Here is a 15,604-nt window from a genome sequence, read left to right on the forward strand (position 1 = left end):
GGGTCAGGTCGTGGCGAGGTGCAGGGCCAGCCCGAGGCCGGCGAGGCCGACTAGCCAGCGCAGCGGGCGCTCGGGCGCGACCCGGACGATCGCGGGCCCCAGGAACCCGCCGAGCATGGCGCCCACGCCGAGGGCGACCGCGGCAGGCCAGTCGACGGGGGCGAAGAAGACGTACGCGATCGCGGCGGTGCCGTTGGCGACGCCGGTGGCGACGTTCTTGACCGCGTTGGTGATCGCCAGGGCCTCGGCGCGCTCGAGGACGAGGACGGCGAGCGCGATGATGCCGACGCCCGCGCCGAAGTAGCCGCCGTAGATGCCGAGCACGAACACGGCCACGCCCCAGGCGAACCCTCGGCCGACCGTACGCCGCCTGTCGTCGTCGAGCGGATCCCGCCGTGGCGTCCTGGTGGCTGCCAGGGTCGCGGCCCAGACCCGGATCCGGTCGCGGAGCAGCAGCAGGATCGCACCGGCCCCGACGAGCCAGGGCACGACCGTCTCGAACGCCTCGGCCGGCGTGGTGAGCAGCAGGGCGGCGCCGACGGCGCCGCCGAGGAAGGAGGCCAGGGCGAGCCAGGCGATCCTCCGGCCCTGGCCGCGCAGCTCCCGGCGCGAGCCCGCGATGGTGCCGCCGGTGACGCCGAACATGGCCACCGTGTTGGTGACGTTGGCGACCACCGGCGGCAGCCCCGCGGCCAGCAGGGAGGGATAGCTGACCAGCGAGGCCAGGCCGGCCACCGAGCCGGTCAGGCCCGCGCCGATGCCGGCGAGCAGGAGCCAGACGAGCTCAGCGGACAAGGCACGGGCGCTTGGGGTCGAACGTCCACCCCTCCACCAGGTACTGCATCGCGACGCCGTCGTCACGCACACCGAGCCCGTGCTCGAGGTAGAGCTCGTGCGCGGCCGCGACCCGGTCGCGGTCGAGACGGATTCCCAGGCCCGGGGCGGTCGGCACCGCGACGGCGCCGTCCCGGATCTCCAGCGGCGACTCGGTCAGCCCCTGGCCGTCCTGCCAGATCCAGTGGGTGTCCAGGGCGGTGATCTCCCCTGGTGCGGCGGCGCCCACGTGGGTGAACATCGCCAGCGAGACGTCGAAGTGGTTGTTGGAGTGGGAGCCCCAGGTCAGCCCGAACTCGTGGCACAGCTGGGCGACGCGGACCGAGCCGGACATGGTCCAGAAGTGCGGGTCGGCCAGCGGGATGTCGACGGCGTTGGTGCGGATCGCGTGGGACATCTGGCGCCAGTCGGTGGCGATCATGTTGGTCGCCGTACGCAGCCCGGTGGCGCGCTTGAACTCGGCCATGATCTCGCGCCCCGAGTAGCCGCCCTCGGCGCCGCAGGGGTCCTCGGCGTACGCGAGCACGTCGCCCTTGCCCTTCAGCAGTCGCACCGCGTCGGTGAGCAGCCAGCCGCCGTTGGGGTCGAGGGTGATCCGGGCGTCGGGGAAGCGCTCGTGGAGGGCGGTCACCGCGGCGACCTCCTCCTCGCCGGCGAGCACGCCGCCCTTGAGCTTGAAGTCGGCGAAACCGTAGCGGGCCTGGGCCGCCTCGGCGAGACGTACGACCGCCTCGGGGGTCAGCGCGACCTCCCGGCGCACGCGGTCCCACTCGTCGGCAGCGCCCGGCTCCCGCAGGTAGGGCAGGTCGGTCCTGTCGGGGTCGCCGACGTAGAAGAGGTAGCCGAGCATCGGCACCGAGTCACGCTGCTGGCCGTCGCCGAGCAGCTCGGCGACCGGCACACCCTGGGCCTGACCTGCGAGATCGAGGAGCGCGGACTCCAGCGCGGTGACGGCATGGACGGTCGTACGCAGGTCGAAGGTCTGGGCACCGCGGCCGCCGGCGTCGCGGTCGGCGAAGGTGTCCGAGACCTGGCGCAGGAGACTGCGGTAGCGGGTGACCGGCTGCCCCACGAGCAGCTCGGCGGCCTCCTCGATGGTGCGACGGATCGGCTCGCCGCCCGGCACCTCGCCGACGCCCTCGCGACCCTCGGAGTCGGTGAGGATCGCGATGTTGCGGGTGAAGAAGGGGGCGTGGGCGCCGCTGAGGTTCAGCAGCATCGAGTCGTGACCGGCGACCGGGACGACCTCGACCTTCGCGATGGTGGGCACAGAGGTGGTGGCGCTCATGGCAGCTGCAGCTCCCCGTCGATGCGGCGGGCGAGGTGCCACGGGTTGTCGTCCCGTACGGGCTCCGGGAGCAGCGCCGCGGGTACGTCCTGGTAGGCGACGGGGCGCTGGAAGCGCTCGATCGCGAGGCTGCCGACCGACGTGGTGCGGGAGTCGGAGGTGGCCGGGAACGGACCGCCGTGGACCATCGCGTGGCCGACCTCGACACCCGTGGGCCAGCCGTTGAAGAGGATGCGGCCGGCCTTGAGCTCGAGCGCGGAGACGACCTGGGCGGCCGCCTCGTTGTCGGCGTCGGTGGCGTGGACGGTCGCGGTGAGCTGGCCTTCGAGGGACTCCAGGCTGGGCAGCAGGTCCTCGACGGAGTCGAAGCGGACCACGACGCCGGAGGCGCCGAAGACCTCGTCGGTCACGCCGGCGAGGCGGGCCGCCTCGACGATCTGTGGCGCGGGGGCGTCGGTCTCCCCCGCGGCGCCCTCGCCGACGACGGTGACCCCGTCGGTGGCGCGGAGCTTCTCGACGCCCTTCTCGTAGGCGGCGGCGATACCGGGGGTCAGCATGGTGCCGCCGACGGCCTCGGCGGTGGCACGGCCCGCGGCGGCGAGGAAGGTGTCGCCCGCCTCGCCCCTCGGGAGGAAGAGCAGGCCGGGGTTGGTGCAGAACTGGCCGGAGCCGAGGGTCAGCGAGCCGACGTACGCGGTGGCGAGCGCGTCGATGTCCCCCTCGAGCGCGCCGGGCAGGACGACGACCGGGTTGATCGAGGACATCTCGGCGTAGACCGGGATCGGCTCGGGTCGGGCCGCTGCTGCGGCGACGATCGCGAGACCGCCGCCACGGGAGCCGGTGAAGCCGACCGCCCTGATCCGCGGGTCGACGACCAGGGTCTGGCCGAGCTCGATGCCGCCCTTGACGTCGGTGTCGAGGAGGAACGAGAAGGTGCCGGCGTGCAGCCCGGCCTTCTCGACCGCGCGGGTGATCGCCTGGGCGACCAGGTAGCCGGTGAGCGGGTGGGCCGGGTGGCCCTTGACAACCACCGGGCAGCCCGCGGCGAGCGCGGAGGCGGTGTCGCCGCCGGCGGTGGAGAAGGCGAGCGGGAAGTTGCTGGCCCCGAAGACCGCCACCGGGCCCAGCGGGATCTGGCGCTGCCGGATGTCGGCCCGCGGGAGCGGGGTCCGGTCGGGAAGCGCCGGGTCGATGCGTACGCCGAGGTGGTCGCCGCGGCGTACGACGCCGGCGAACATCTTCAGCTGGCCGGTGGTGCGGCCGACCTCGCCGCTGATCCGGCCCTCGGGCAGGTGCGACTCGGCGACGGCCGCCTCGACGATCTCGGCGCGGGCCGCCTCGATCTCGGCGGCGACGGCGTCGAGGAAGTCCGCCCGGGCTTCGGGAGAGGTGGCGCGGTAGCCGGCGAAGGCCTCGGCCGCGGCGCTGGTGGCGGCGGCGACGTCGGGCTGCTCGGAGTCGGCTCCGGCGATGATCGAGCGGTAGCTCATGGTGCCTTTCCTATCGGGTCGGTCTCGGGGCGGGCGGCGTCAGGAGATGCGGGCGATGAGGTCACGCAGCTCTGCGATCTCGTCCTCGCGCAGGTCCGTCAGCGGCGGGCGGACCGGGCCCGCGGGCCGGCCGATCGCGGCCAGACCGCCCTTGACGATCGACACGGCGTAGCCGGCCGTACGATCCCGGATGTCGAGGTAGGGGATCACGAACTCGTTGAGACGACGGTAGACCTCGTCGCGGTCCTGGGCACGTACGGCATCGTAGAACTCGATCGCCCACTTCGGCGCGAAGTTGAACAGCGCCGAGGAGTAGGTGCTCACGCCGAGCTGGAGGAGCGGCAGCGCGAAGGTCTCCGCCGTCGGCAGACCACCGATGTACGTCAGCCGGTCGCCGACCTTGGCGTAGGTGCGAGTCATCTGCTCGATGTTGCCGACGCCGTCCTTGAAGCCGATCAGCGTGGGGTTGCGGTCGGCGAGCTGCGCGACGGCCTCGTCACGCAGCACCGCGTTGGCACGGCTGTAGACGATCACGCCGAGACCGGTGGCCTCGCAGACGCGGCTGGCGTGCTCGACGAGGCCGTCCTGGCCGGCCTCGGTGAGGTAGGGCGGCATCAGCAGCAGCCCGTCGGCGCCGGCAGCCTCCGCCGCCTTCGCCTGTGCCACCGCGTTGGCCGTGCTGCCCGTCGCCGGCGCCAGCACCGGCACGGCCCCGGCTACCTCGTCGACCGCGGCGCGTACGACCCGGTCGGTCTCCTCCGGGTTCAGCGAGAAGCCCTCGCCGGTGCCGCCGGCAGCGAACAGGCCAGCGACCGGGTACTCGGCCAGCCAGCTCAGGTGCTTGCGGTAGCCCTCCTCGTCGAACTGGAGGTCCTCGGTGAAATGGGTGACCGGGAACGAGAGGAGCCCGCTCTTGAGCTGGGCGGCCAGGTCGGTCGGGCTGTACTCGGTCACGAGTCACGTCCTTCAAATGTCGAGAGTTGCTGGGGGAAGGTGGTGACCATCACGTTAGGAACGTTCGGTGATGCCTGTCCAAGCCCGAATTTGAATCTCGTGATGCCGTGGGGGCATTGCCGGGGGTAAGGGCGCTTGGGGTTGGTCGAGCCGCCGGAGCCGCTGGGCGGAGGCGTGTCGAGACCAACACAGTTCCCTGCCGGAACGTTCTGCAAGGGCCGGCGTGGGCCGCCGACCCGTTCTCGAGGGTGTTCTCGATCTGGACCGGCGTCAAGGACGCCCTTCGGGCGCCGGCTTCGCCGGCCGCCTTCGGCGGTCCTGGACTCCGGACCAGATCGAGAAAAACTTGGCTGGCTATCGGGGCGCCGGCCCGGGTGTGGCGCAGCAGATAAGGTTGGTTTCGCTGACCGCGAAAGTGGGGGTTGACCTGGGAAAATAGGTTCTCCCAGGGGTGGTTCCGGAGTAGAATAGGGACTATCACAGCACACCCTTGAAAGCGGGAAAGCGATGAGTCTCGGGAGCGGGATCGACCACTGGGGAACCAACCCCGGCGACCTGGTCGACGCTGCTCTGACCGCTATCGAATCCTCCGTTCAAGAGCTGCTGTCGAGTGATCCGGCGTATTGGCGGATCGAGCAGAAGAAGGACCTGCTCGAGCGGCTCGAGAAGTTGCAGGCCCAGCAGGCGGCGTTGAAGCTCCGGGTGCTCGCGTCGGCTCATGACATCGCCGAGGAGACCGGGGCCAATGACGTCTCGGGGTGGCTGCGGACCGAGCTGCTGGTCGACAAGGCGGTCGCGCGTGCCCAGATCAAACTGGCTGCCGGGGTCGCGAAATACGACCTCGTCGCCGAAGGTCTCGCCGAGGGTGTGGTGTCCCCGGACAAAGCCCGGGTGATCACCAAGGCGCTCGACGCCATCGAGACCGATCCCGCCGCCAGCAGCGAAGACCTGGTCTTGGCCGAGAAGCTGCTGGTCGACTACGCCACCCGGCTGACCGCCAACGAACTCAAGATCGTCGGGAAGCGGATCCTCGCCGAGATCGACCCAGAGCGGTTCGAGCAGACTGAAGCCAAGGCTCTTCAGCGGGAGGAGGAGCGGGCGCAGCGACGCACGTTCTTCCAATCGCGGGACAACGGTGACGGCACCATCGACATCCACGCGAGGGTCTCCCGTGCCGTCGGAGTTCGGCTGCGGACGATCCTGGACTCCCTCGCTCAGCCGCGGAAGCTGTCGGCGGAGGACCGGGGCGTCAAAGCCCCGTATGACCGGCTGCTGGGTCAGGCGTTCGCCCGGGTGGTCGAGACCTACGACGTCGACCAACTCCCCAGGCACGGAGGCCACGCGACCACGGTGTTCATCACCATGACCCTCGACCAGCTGCGTGCCGACCTCGGCACCGCAGCACTGGGGTTCGATGGTAAGAAGATCACCGCAGCCGAAGCCCGCCGGATGGCGTGCAACGCCGACCTCGTTCCCGTCGTCCTCGGCACCGACTCTGAGATCCTCGACCTCGGTCGCACCGCCCGGTTGGCGCATCCGATCCAACACCGCGCACTCCGCCTACGCGACAAGTGCTGCCAAGCCGAGGACTGCGACGCACCAGCGGCCTGGACCGAAGCCCATCACCTGAAACCCTGGTCCGAAGGCGGAAGAACCGACCTCGAAAACATGGTGCTGTTGTGCTCGCGTGACCATCGCCGGATCCACGACCCCAACTACGGCTACGAACGGCTCCCGGACGGTCGGATCCGGTTCACCCGGCGTACCTGAGGCACTGGCTCGTGCCTTGTGAAGGATTCACAAGGTGTCATCGTCTAGTAAAAGCCCAAGGAAAGGCGTCTGCCTGTCCGGAGCACTGGCCGGGTCCCCAAGCCCGCGCCGAAGCCGAATCTCGCTGCGCCAAACTGCCGCCGCCGACCCGATAGCCAGCCAAAAATTCTCGGTAAAGGGTCGGCGGCCACCAGCCTCAGAGAACGAGCGGCCCGAGCAAGTCACACCGCTCCAACCACCTACCGACTCACCTCGATGATCACATCGAGCACCCGCCGCACAACAGGACTCACAGACCCCCGCGCCCAGATCGCGTGCAGTTCCACCGGCCGCTCCGGGTCCTTGTCGAGGCGGGTGTCTCCCCCACCGTGCTCGAGGGGACGGAAGACGACGCCTTCGACGTGCAGCGAGCTCGCCGAGACGGGGACGAAACCGACGCCTCGCTCGGCGGAGACCAGGAGCATGGCGGTGAGGACCTGGTGCACGCGCTGCTCGATACGCGGGTGGGCGTTGGCGAGGAAGCGTACGGAGAGCTCGTGGAAGTAGCGCGACTGCTGCGGGTGGTAGCCGATGACGGGCTGGCCCTCGAAGTCCTGGGGTGTCAGCGGGCGCTCGATGTCGGCCAGCGGGTGGCCCTGCGGGAGCACCGCCATCAGCGGCTCGCGGGAGATCACCCGGGAGGAGAGGAGCTCGGTGTCGAAGGGCGGGCGGGCCAGGCCGATGTCGATCTCGCCGTGGCGGATCCCGTCGACCTGGGCCAGGGTGACGCGCTCGGAGAGCCGCACCTCGACGTCGGGGAGCTCGACGGTCAGCCGCCGCAGCAGCGGCCCCAGGATCGAGATGGCCGAGACCGCGGTGAAGCCGAGCCGGACCACGCCGGCGGCGCCGGCGTCGACGCGGCGGGCCAGGTCGCCCGCGCTCTCGACCAGGTTGAGCATCCGGTAGGCCTCGTCGAGGAAGGCGGCTCCGGCACCCGTCAGGGCGACCCGACGGTTGTCCCGCTCGAGCAGCTGCGCACCGACGGCCTTCTCCAGCTTCTGGATCTGACGTGACAGCGGCGGCTGGGTCATCCGCAGACGCTCGGCCGCACGCCCGAAGTGGAGCTCCTCGGCGACCGCCACAAATGAACGCACCTGGTCGAGCGTGATCATGGGCGACAGCGTAGACCACGATGCACCAAGTGGAACACTCCATGCTGAATCGGGCTTGGACCGGTATCGCTGGGACTCTTAGTGTCGGTGATCACACGACGGAACTAGGAGCAACGATGCGTACGACCACCCACCTTCTCGCCGCGACCGCCGGGGTCGCGGCCCTGGCCCTCTCCGCTTGCGGTGTCTCCAACACCGCCGGGGGCGGCAGCGGCGGCGAGGAGTACCCGTCCGGCAACGTCGAGATGTACGTCGGCGCCTCGGCCGGTGGGTCCAGCGACCTGATCAGCCGGGCGGTCTCCAAGGGCCTGGCCGACGAGCTCGGCGCGTCCTTCCCGGTGATCAACCAGGAGGGCGCCAACGGTGCGCTCGCCGCGAACAAGGTCGCCAAGGCGAAGGCCGACGGTCAGACGATCGCCATCCAGAACGCCTCGCTGTTCGCCATCACGCCGCTGGCGGTCAGCGAGGACGAGGTCACGAACCTCGACGACTTCGACGTCGTCCAGGGCGTCTCGCGCGACGACTACGTGATGGTCACCGGCCCGAAGAGCGGCTTCAAGACCCTCGACGACATCAAGGCGGCAAAGAAGAAGGTCACCTACGGCACCACGGGCGTCGGCACCGGCGCCCAGCTCTCCTGCGGCCTGACGTACGCCTCCGCGGGCGTCGACGCCGAGGCGGTCCCGTTCGACGGTGGCGCGCCGGCCCTGACCGCGGTGCTCGGCAACCAGGTCGACACCGCGTGCATCCAGGTCGGCGAGGCGATCGAGAACATCGAGTCCGGCAAGCTGACCCCGCTGAGCGTCTTCGGTCCCGAGCGGGTCGAGTACCTGCCGGACGTCCCGACCGCGAAGGAGCAGGGCCTCGACGTCGAGGTCGCGCAGTACCGCTTCATGACCGTCCCGAAGGGCACCCCGGACGAGGTCAAGGACGCCATCGCCGAGGCGATGCAGGCGACGTTCAAGACCGAGGAGTACCAGGCCTTCAACGAGCAGAACAGCCTCACCCCGATGGAGATCTCCGGCGACGAGGTGGTGGCCCAGCTCGAGGAGGACAAGAAGAGGTTCGCCGACATGGTCGAGCAGTACGGTCTCGACCTCGGCGCAAGCTGACCCGCCGGCCCCACACGACGAAAGCATGACGATGAGCGACGAACGTACCCCGTCTCCTGACCAGGACATCCTGGCCGAGATCCAGGCCGAGGTGGCCCACGACCTGGAGGAGGAACGGCCTCCCGCAGGCGGCCCCTCCTACCAGGTGGTGGGTGCGCTCGTCGCCCTCGTCGTCGGCATCGGCGGTGCGGTCCTCTCCTACGGCTACGGCCTGGGGTCGCTGCGCCAGCCCGGGCCCGGCCTGTGGCCGTTCGTGGTCAGCATCGCCATCGCGCTGATGGCCGCGGCACTGCTCGTCGTCGGCCGGCGACTGACCGACTCCGAGAAGTTCACCCGCTCCAGCGTGCTTCCCGCAGTCGGCTTGATCACCTTCGTCGGCCTGGCCCTGCTGATGCCCGTGATCGGCTTCGAGATCCCGTCGCTGCTGCTGTGCGTCGTCTGGCTGAGGTTCCTCGGCGGCGAGTCCTGGCGCAGCACGGTCATCACCTCCGTCGTCACGGTCGCCGCCTTCTACTTCCTGTTCCTCTACGGGCTGCGGATCCCGCTGCCCCACCTGTTCTGAGCGGAGCCCCCAGTGGACGTCAACGCATTCCTCGACGGCTTCGGGCTCGTCACCGAACCGCAGAACCTGCTCTACTGCCTGATCGGCGTGCTCATCGGCATGCTGATCGGCGTGCTCCCCGGCCTCGGCCCGGCGGCCACGATCGCCATCCTGCTGCCGATCACCTACAGCATCGACCCGGTCTCGGCGATCATCATGCTCGCGGGCATCTACTACGGTGCCCAGTACGGCGGCACGATCACCTCGGTGCTGCTCCGGCTGCCGGGTGAGGCCTCCTCCGTCGTCACCGTCTTCGACGGCTTCGCCCTCGCCAAGCAGGGCAAGGCCGGCACGGCCCTCGGCATCGCTGCGATCGGCTCCTTCGTCGGCGCGACCGTCTCCATCCTCGGCCTGACCCTGGTGGCTCCGCTGATCGCCGGGTGGGCGCTCAGCTTCGGCGACCCGGAGTACGCCGCCCTGGCCCTGCTCGGCGTCCTGCTGGTCGCCACCATCGGCAACGGCAACAAGCTCAAGGCGATGATCGCCGCCGCGCTGGGCCTGCTGCTGGCCACCGTCGGCCGCGACAGCTTCAGCGGCGCCGAGCGCTTCACCTTCGGCAGCCTGCAGCTGACCGAGGGCATCGACTTCGTCGTCGTGGCGATGGGTCTGTTCGGTGTCGGCGAGATCCTCTACAACCTCGAGGAGCGCCACGGTAAGCCCCACGTGCCCGCCGCCGTCGCCAATATCTGGCCCTCCCGCAAGGACCTCAAGCAGTCCTCCGGCGCGATCGGCCGCGGCTCGCTGATCGGCTTCGTCCTCGGTGTGCTGCCGGGCGGTGGCGCGGTGATGTCCTCCCTCGCCGCGTACGCCACGGAGAAGCGGATCTCGAAGAAGCCCGAGCGCTTCGGGCGCGGTGCCATCGAGGGCGTCGCGGCCCCCGAGACCGCCAACAACGCTGCCGCGACCTCGTCGTTCATCCCGCTGCTGACCCTCGGCATCCCGGCCAACGCGTCGATGGCGATGCTCTTCGGCGCCCTGCTCATCCTCGGCATCTCCCCCGGGCCGCAACTGGTCGACGAGCGCCCCGACCTGTTCTGGGGCGTCATCAACTCGATGTACATCGGCAACCTGATCCTGCTCGTCCTGAGCATCCCGCTGGTCGGCATCTTCGTCCGGATCCTGCGGGTGCGGCCGGCGATCCTGGCCCCGATCACCGCGCTGATCACGATCCTGGGCGTCTACACGATCAACAACTCCACCTTCGACATCTTCGTGATGATCGTCTTCGGCCTGATCGGCTACCTGATGAAGAAGGTCGGCTTCGAGCCCGGTCCGATGGTGCTCGCCTTCGTCCTCGGCTCGATCGTCGAGGACGGCTTCCGCCGCTCGATGCTGATCTTCGACGGCGACCCGACCGGGTTCTTCACCCGGCCGATCTCCGGCACCATCCTGGCCGCTTTCGTCCTGGTCGCCCTCTGGCCCGCGGTCAAGGCGATCCGGGCCCGCCGCAGGGCCGCCACCGCGGCCGCGGCTCCGACCGACCGCGACCACGTCGACACCCCGACCCGCTGACCCCTGGCTCTGAGAGGCACACCATGACCATCCTGATCGGCTACGTCCCCACACCGGTCGGCGAGGCGGCCCTCGAGGCCGGCCTGGCCGAGGCGGCGGCTCGCGGCGACGACGTCGTCATCGTCAACAGCCCGCGCCGCGGCGCCACCGTGGACGCCGACCTCGTCGACGAGGACACCGCCGACAAGCTCGTCGCCCGTGCCACCGAGGCCGGGGTGAGCGCCCGCGTCGACCACACCACCCACGGAGCCGACGTCGTCGAGACCTTCGACGCCCTGGCCGCCGAGACCGGCGCCCGGCTGATCGTGATCGGGCTGCGCCGCCGCTCGCCGGTCGGCAAGGCCCTGCTCGGCAGCGACGCCCAGCGCATCCTGCTCGACGCCAGCGTGCCCGTCCTCGCCGTGAAGCCGACCGCATGACCTCCGGGCCCAACCGCAGCCGGATCTCGAAGGTCGTCGTCACCCCGGTCGCGTTCGCCGACCCGCCGCTGCTCAACGTGGTCGGCGTCCACCAGCCGTGGGCGCTGCGCGCCATCGTCGAGCTCCACACCGACACCGGCCTGGTCGGCCTCGGCGAGACGTACGCCGACGAGACCCATCTCGCCCGCCTCGACGCCGTCGCCGAGGCACTCCCGGGATCGGATCCCTACGACACCCACGGCCTGCGCCGGCTCGTCGTCGACGTGCTCGGCAAGGAGACCGGCGGGGCGGGTGCTTCCTTCGGCGGCATGCTCGATGTCTCCTCGGCGGTCGACACCGTCTACTCCCCCTTCGAGGTCGCTTGTCTCGACCTGGTCGCCCGCGAGGCGGGTCGGCCGGTCAGCGACCTGCTCGGTGGCGCGGTGCGCGACCGCGTGCCGTTCAGCGGCTACCTGTTCTACAAGTGGGCGGGCCACCCCGGTCAGCCCGACGATGACTGGGGCGAGGCGCTCACACCCGACCAGATCGTCGCCCAGGCCCGGCGCATGGTCGACGGCTGGGGCTTCGGCTCGCTCAAGCTGAAGGGCGGGGTGTTCCATCCCGACGAGGAGTGCGCCGCGATCGAGGCGCTACGCGCCGCCTTCCCCGACCTGCCGCTGCGCCTGGATCCCAACGGCGCCTGGACCCCGGAGACGTCGGTGAAGGTCGCCGAGCGGCTCAGCGGCGTCGTGGAGTATCTCGAGGACCCCACGCCCGGGATCGAGGGGATGGCCCAGGTCGCGGCCCGCACCGACGTACCTCTGGCCACCAACATGTGCGTGATCGCCTTCGAGCACCTCAGACCGGCGATCGCGGTCGATGCGGTCCAGATCGTGCTCTCCGACCATCACCTGTGGGGTGGGCTGCGCCGCTCGGCGCTGCTGGGCGGGATCACGGACACTTTCGGGATGGGGCTGTCGATGCACAGCAACTCCCACCTCGGCGTCTCGCTGGCCGCGATGGTCCACCTGGCCGCCGCCACCCCCAACCTGACCTACGCCTGCGACACCCACTATCCATGGAAGACCCAGGACCTCGTACGTCCCGGGGTGCTCGACTTCGACGACGGCGCGGTCGCGGTGCCGACGGGCCCGGGACTGGGGGTGGAGCTTGACCGTGACCTGCTCGGCGAGCTGCACGAGCAGTATCTGAGCTGCGGCGTGCGGCGGCGGGAGGACACGGTCTACATGCGTTCCATCGAGCCGGGATTCACGCCGAACACCTCCCGTTGGTGATCCCACAGCAATACCTTCAGGGCATCGTCTAATGCGATATTCGGCTTGGACATGAATCGCCAATCCTGACAGTCTCCTGTGACACGGGCCACACGTGGGCCCGGTCACAGAACGACGAGCCAGGAGCTTCCACCGGTGACACAGATCGATGCAGGCGGGACCAGGACGATACCGGTCGTCGCCTACGCCTACCCCTGGGACGTGATCGGCGATCCGGACTTCGCCGATCGCGCCCGGGGGCTCGGCGTCTCCAAGATCGCCCTCGCCGCGGCGTACCACACCACCCGCGCGGCGACCCCGCTCCACCCCGGGCACCGGATCGTCGAGGCCCGCAGCGCGGCCCTCTACCGCCCGGTCCGCCCGGAGGCCTGGGACGGTGCCCGGCTGGTCCCGCCCGCAGCGACCTGGGTCGACGCGGAGGACCCCTACGGCGAGGCCGCCGCCATCCTGACCGAGGCCGGCTTCGAGGTCGCCGCCTGGATCGTGCTGACCCACTCGACACGGCTCGGCGAGGCCAACCCCGGCCTCGCGGTCGTCAGCTGCTGGGACGAGCCCTACCCCTACGCGCTGTGCACCCGCCACGAGGACGTCCGCCGCTACGCGGAGACCCTCGCCGCCGAGGCCGTCCGCGACACCCCCACCTCCACGGCCATCCTGGAGGCCTGCGGCCAGCTCGGCTTCGGCCACGGCGGACACCACGAGAAGACCGACGGGGCCTACGACGCCGCCACCCAGGAGCTGCTCTCGATCTGCTGCTGCCCCGCCTGTCGCGCGGACTGGACCGACCGCGGGCTCGACGCCGAGGCCACGGTCGCGGCCCTGCGCGCCGCGACCGGCGCAGCCGCCTCGGGCCAGACCGTGGACCCGAAGGCCCTGGACACCATCCTCGAGTCCCGCCACGCCGCGACCGACGAGCTCCGCCGCCGCGTGATCGCGGCCGTCCGCGAGGCCGCGCCCGACATCGTCGAGATCGCGGTGCACGCCCAGCCCGACCCCTGGGCGACCGGAGCCAGCCCCGGCCTCACGCCGACCACGGCCGACGACGTCGACCTGGTCGTCTCCTTCTGCTGGCCGACCACCGAGGCGTCGGTGGAGACCGGGCGCCGGCTGGTCGAAGCGGTCGACGGCAAGGCGGCGGCCGCTGCGTACGTCACGGTCCTCCCGCCCACCACCGACGACGCCTTCGGTGGCCATGTGCGGGCCTTGGTCGACGCCGGGATCGACCAGATCCACCTCTATCACCTCGGTCTGGCGGGCGCGGACAGGCAGCACCTGCTCGCCGAGGCGACCGAGGTCCCCCACCACCGCCGAGACGAGGACGGACAGACGGTATGAACACATCCCGCGAGAGCGGACCGCTCAAGCGCGCCTGGCGCGCGGTCGACACGGTCTTCGAGGCCTTCTGCATCCTGTGCCTGGTCGCCACGCTGCTGATCGTGCTGTGGCAGGTCTTCAGCCGCGAGGTGCTGAGCAACTCCCCCAGCTGGAGCGAGGAGAGCGCCCGCATCCTGCTGGTCTGGGTCGGCTTCCTCGGCGCCACGATCGGCTTCCGCGAGGGCGCCCACATCGCCGTCACGTTCCTGGTGGACAGGTTCCCGGCGACGCTCCGGTCGATGATCGACCGCGTCGTGCAGGTGCTGCTGCTCGGCTTCGGGCTCTTCCTGATCGTCCAGGGCAGCCAGTTCGTCGTCGACGCCCAGGCCGCGACCCTGCCCGGCACCGGGCTCCCCCGCAGCGTCCTCTACCTCATGATGCCGGTCGCCGGCGTCATGCTCCTCCTCTACACCGTCCTCCAGGCCTTCGGCATCAGCACCCAGCGCTACGCCGAGCCTGACGATGCAGCCGAGATCGGCTGAGCCGCCGAAAGTCGAAGGACTCCCCCATGCCCATCGATCCTCTTGCCATCGCGATCCTGCTCGGCAGCTTCGCCATCCTGATCCTGCTGCGCATCCCCGTCGCCCTGGCCCTCGCCCTGGCCGCTCTCTTCGAGGCGCTCTACATCGGCCTCCCGCTGACCGTCGTGGGGCAGCGGATGGTCGCCGGTCTCGACACCTTCGCCCTGCTGGCCATCCCGTTCTTCATCCTCGGCGGCGAGATCATGGGCGCGGGCGGCATCTCCCGCCGCCTGATCGCCCTCGCCGGGCTGCTGGTCGGCTGGGTCCGCGGCGGTCTCGGGATGGTCAACATCGGCGCCTCGACCTTCTTCGGCGCCCTGTCCGGCTCCTCGGTCGCGGACGTCTCCGCGATCGGCTCGGTGACCATCCCGATGATGAAGAAGCGCGGCTACGACACCGACTACGCGGTCGCGGTCACCGTCTCCGGCGCCACCCAGGCGGTCATGATCCCGCCGAGCCACAACCTGATCATCTACTCGATGGCCGCGGGCGGCGTCTCCATCGGAGCGCTGTTCACGGCGGGCATCCTCCCCGGGATCCTGCTCGGCGCGGCGCTGATGGTGATGGCCTACGCCCTGGCGGTCAAGCGCGGCTACCCGAAGGAAGAGCTCGTCCCGATGAAGGACGTCCCCAAGATCGTCGCCGACGGGCTGCTCAGCCTGCTGATGCCGGTGATCATCCTCGGCGGCATCCTCTCCGGCATCTTCACCGCGACCGAGTCGGCGGCGATCGCCTGCCTGTACGCCTTCATCCTGACGTTCTTCGTCTACCGCGACCTGCCGCTCAAGGCGATGGTCCCGATCCTGCAGAGCAGCCTGCGCACCCTGGGTGTGGTGCTGTTCATCATCGCGGCGGCGGGCGCCTTCGGCTACTTCCTCGCCTTCCTGCAGGTGCCGGCGCTGGCCACCGACGCCCTGCTCGGCATCTCCGACAACATCGTCGTCGTCCTGCTGCTGATCAACCTGCTCCTGCTCGCGCTCGGCGCGATCATGGACATGGCGCCGCTGATCGTGATCATGACGCCGATCCTGCTGCCGGTCGCCACCGGACTCGGCATGGACCCGGTCCAGTTCGGGATCATGCTCGTCTTCAACCTCGCCATCGGCCTGATCACGCCGCCGGTCGGCAACGTCCTCTTCGTCGGCTGCGCCATCGGACGTACGTCCATCGAGAAGGTCATCAGGACGGTCGGTCTCTTCCTCATCCCGATGCTCGTCGTCCTGCTGCTGATCACGTACGTCCCGTTCTTCTCGCTCGCCCTCCCCGAAGCGCTGGGCCAATGAGTCCGAGACAAGTAGTCACCC

General features: G+C 70.1%; 14 protein-coding genes. 9 read left to right on the forward strand and 5 right to left on the reverse strand.

Features of this window, described 5'->3' with window-relative positions; translation table 11 throughout:
• Positions 1-3 precede the first annotated feature (3 nt).
• Genes G5C66_RS04290 through kdgD form a run of 4 tightly spaced genes read right to left on the reverse strand, consistent with a single transcriptional unit; the run spans position 4 to position 4,566 of the window.
• Positions 4-795: a sulfite exporter TauE/SafE family protein gene (locus tag G5C66_RS04290; protein ID WP_165109730.1), complete on the reverse strand. Its 792-nt coding sequence runs from the start codon at positions 793-795 to the stop codon at positions 4-6.
• A complete protein-coding gene (locus G5C66_RS04295; protein ID WP_165109731.1) occupies positions 785-2,122 on the reverse strand; it encodes an enolase C-terminal domain-like protein in 1,338 nt (445 codons plus the stop codon). Before G5C66_RS04295 ends, G5C66_RS04290 begins: the two co-directional genes overlap by 11 nt.
• Complete coding sequence (locus tag G5C66_RS04300) at positions 2,119-3,612, reverse strand: aldehyde dehydrogenase (NADP(+)) (RefSeq protein WP_165109732.1); 1,494 nt, start codon at positions 3,610-3,612, stop codon at positions 2,119-2,121. The genes G5C66_RS04295 and G5C66_RS04300 overlap by 4 nt, the downstream gene beginning before the upstream one ends.
• 39 nt (positions 3,613-3,651) lie before the next feature.
• Entirely contained in the window at positions 3,652-4,566 is a 915-nt protein-coding gene (gene kdgD, locus G5C66_RS04305; RefSeq protein WP_165109733.1) for a 5-dehydro-4-deoxyglucarate dehydratase, read from the reverse strand.
• A 507-nt stretch (positions 4,567-5,073) separates the two neighbouring features.
• Between kdgD and G5C66_RS04310 the strand changes: the two genes are divergently transcribed.
• Positions 5,074-6,336: an HNH endonuclease signature motif containing protein gene (locus G5C66_RS04310; protein WP_165109734.1), complete on the forward strand. Its 1,263-nt coding sequence runs from the start codon at positions 5,074-5,076 to the stop codon at positions 6,334-6,336.
• A 239-nt stretch (positions 6,337-6,575) separates the two neighbouring features.
• Here G5C66_RS04310 and G5C66_RS04315 read toward each other — a convergent pair whose 3' ends face one another.
• Positions 6,576-7,487: a LysR family transcriptional regulator gene (locus tag G5C66_RS04315; protein WP_165109735.1), complete on the reverse strand. Its 912-nt coding sequence runs from the start codon at positions 7,485-7,487 to the stop codon at positions 6,576-6,578.
• 116 nt (positions 7,488-7,603) lie between these two features.
• Between G5C66_RS04315 and G5C66_RS04320 the strand changes: the two genes are divergently transcribed.
• The 8 genes from G5C66_RS04320 to G5C66_RS04355 all read left to right on the forward strand — a co-directional run bounded on the left by G5C66_RS04320 (position 7,604) and on the right by G5C66_RS04355 (position 15,583).
• Positions 7,604-8,599 (forward strand): Bug family tripartite tricarboxylate transporter substrate binding protein, encoded by a 996-nt coding sequence (locus G5C66_RS04320; protein ID WP_165109736.1) that lies wholly within the window; start codon positions 7,604-7,606, stop codon positions 8,597-8,599.
• Between the two features lie 31 nt (positions 8,600-8,630).
• Entirely contained in the window at positions 8,631-9,161 is a 531-nt protein-coding gene (locus G5C66_RS04325; RefSeq protein WP_241248233.1) for a tripartite tricarboxylate transporter TctB family protein, read from the forward strand.
• 12 nt (positions 9,162-9,173) lie between these two features.
• A complete protein-coding gene (locus G5C66_RS04330; RefSeq protein ID WP_165109737.1) occupies positions 9,174-10,712 on the forward strand; it encodes a tripartite tricarboxylate transporter permease in 1,539 nt (512 codons plus the stop codon).
• Positions 10,713-10,735: 23 nt separating this feature from the next.
• Entirely contained in the window at positions 10,736-11,131 is a 396-nt protein-coding gene (locus tag G5C66_RS04335) for a universal stress protein (protein WP_165109738.1), read from the forward strand.
• Entirely contained in the window at positions 11,128-12,405 is a 1,278-nt protein-coding gene (locus G5C66_RS04340; protein WP_165109739.1) for a glucarate dehydratase family protein, read from the forward strand. Before G5C66_RS04335 ends, G5C66_RS04340 begins: the two co-directional genes overlap by 4 nt.
• Before the next feature lie 135 nt (positions 12,406-12,540).
• Positions 12,541-13,740, forward strand: a complete 1,200-nt coding sequence (locus G5C66_RS04345) for a hypothetical protein (RefSeq protein ID WP_165109740.1) — start codon at positions 12,541-12,543, stop codon at positions 13,738-13,740.
• The gene (locus G5C66_RS04350; RefSeq protein ID WP_165109741.1) at positions 13,737-14,261 is read left to right on the forward strand and encodes a TRAP transporter small permease; all 525 of its coding nucleotides are present in this window, start codon (positions 13,737-13,739) and stop codon (positions 14,259-14,261) included. The genes G5C66_RS04345 and G5C66_RS04350 overlap by 4 nt, the downstream gene beginning before the upstream one ends.
• A gap of 26 nt (positions 14,262-14,287) precedes the next feature.
• Complete coding sequence (locus tag G5C66_RS04355; protein WP_165109742.1) at positions 14,288-15,583, forward strand: TRAP transporter large permease; 1,296 nt, start codon at positions 14,288-14,290, stop codon at positions 15,581-15,583.
• Positions 15,584-15,604 lie beyond the last annotated feature (21 nt).

Origin of the sequence: Nocardioides turkmenicus (assembly GCF_011045035.1) — a bacterium.
Lineage (GTDB): Bacteria > Actinomycetota > Actinomycetes > Propionibacteriales > Nocardioidaceae > Nocardioides > Nocardioides turkmenicus.

Bases quoted from the DNA above. Each gene is read 5' to 3' on its own strand.
- G5C66_RS04315 (WP_165109735.1), bottom strand. From the start codon at position 7,487: ATGATCACGCTCGACCAGGTGCGTTCATTTGTGGCGGTCGCCGAGGAG.
- G5C66_RS04325 (WP_241248233.1), top strand. From the start codon at position 8,631: ATGAGCGACGAACGTACCCCGTCTCCTGACCAGGACATCCTGGCCGAG.
- G5C66_RS04335 (WP_165109738.1), top strand. From the start codon at position 10,736: ATGACCATCCTGATCGGCTACGTCCCCACACCGGTCGGCGAGGCGGCC.
- G5C66_RS04350 (WP_165109741.1), top strand. From the start codon at position 13,737: ATGAACACATCCCGCGAGAGCGGACCGCTCAAGCGCGCCTGGCGCGCG.
- G5C66_RS04300 (WP_165109732.1), bottom strand. From the start codon at position 3,612: ATGAGCTACCGCTCGATCATCGCCGGAGCCGACTCCGAGCAGCCCGAC.
- G5C66_RS04320 (WP_165109736.1), top strand. From the start codon at position 7,604: ATGCGTACGACCACCCACCTTCTCGCCGCGACCGCCGGGGTCGCGGCC.
- G5C66_RS04340 (WP_165109739.1), top strand. From the start codon at position 11,128: ATGACCTCCGGGCCCAACCGCAGCCGGATCTCGAAGGTCGTCGTCACC.
- G5C66_RS04310 (WP_165109734.1), top strand. From the start codon at position 5,074: ATGAGTCTCGGGAGCGGGATCGACCACTGGGGAACCAACCCCGGCGAC.
- G5C66_RS04295 (WP_165109731.1), bottom strand. From the start codon at position 2,122: ATGAGCGCCACCACCTCTGTGCCCACCATCGCGAAGGTCGAGGTCGTC.
- G5C66_RS04355 (WP_165109742.1), top strand. From the start codon at position 14,288: ATGCCCATCGATCCTCTTGCCATCGCGATCCTGCTCGGCAGCTTCGCC.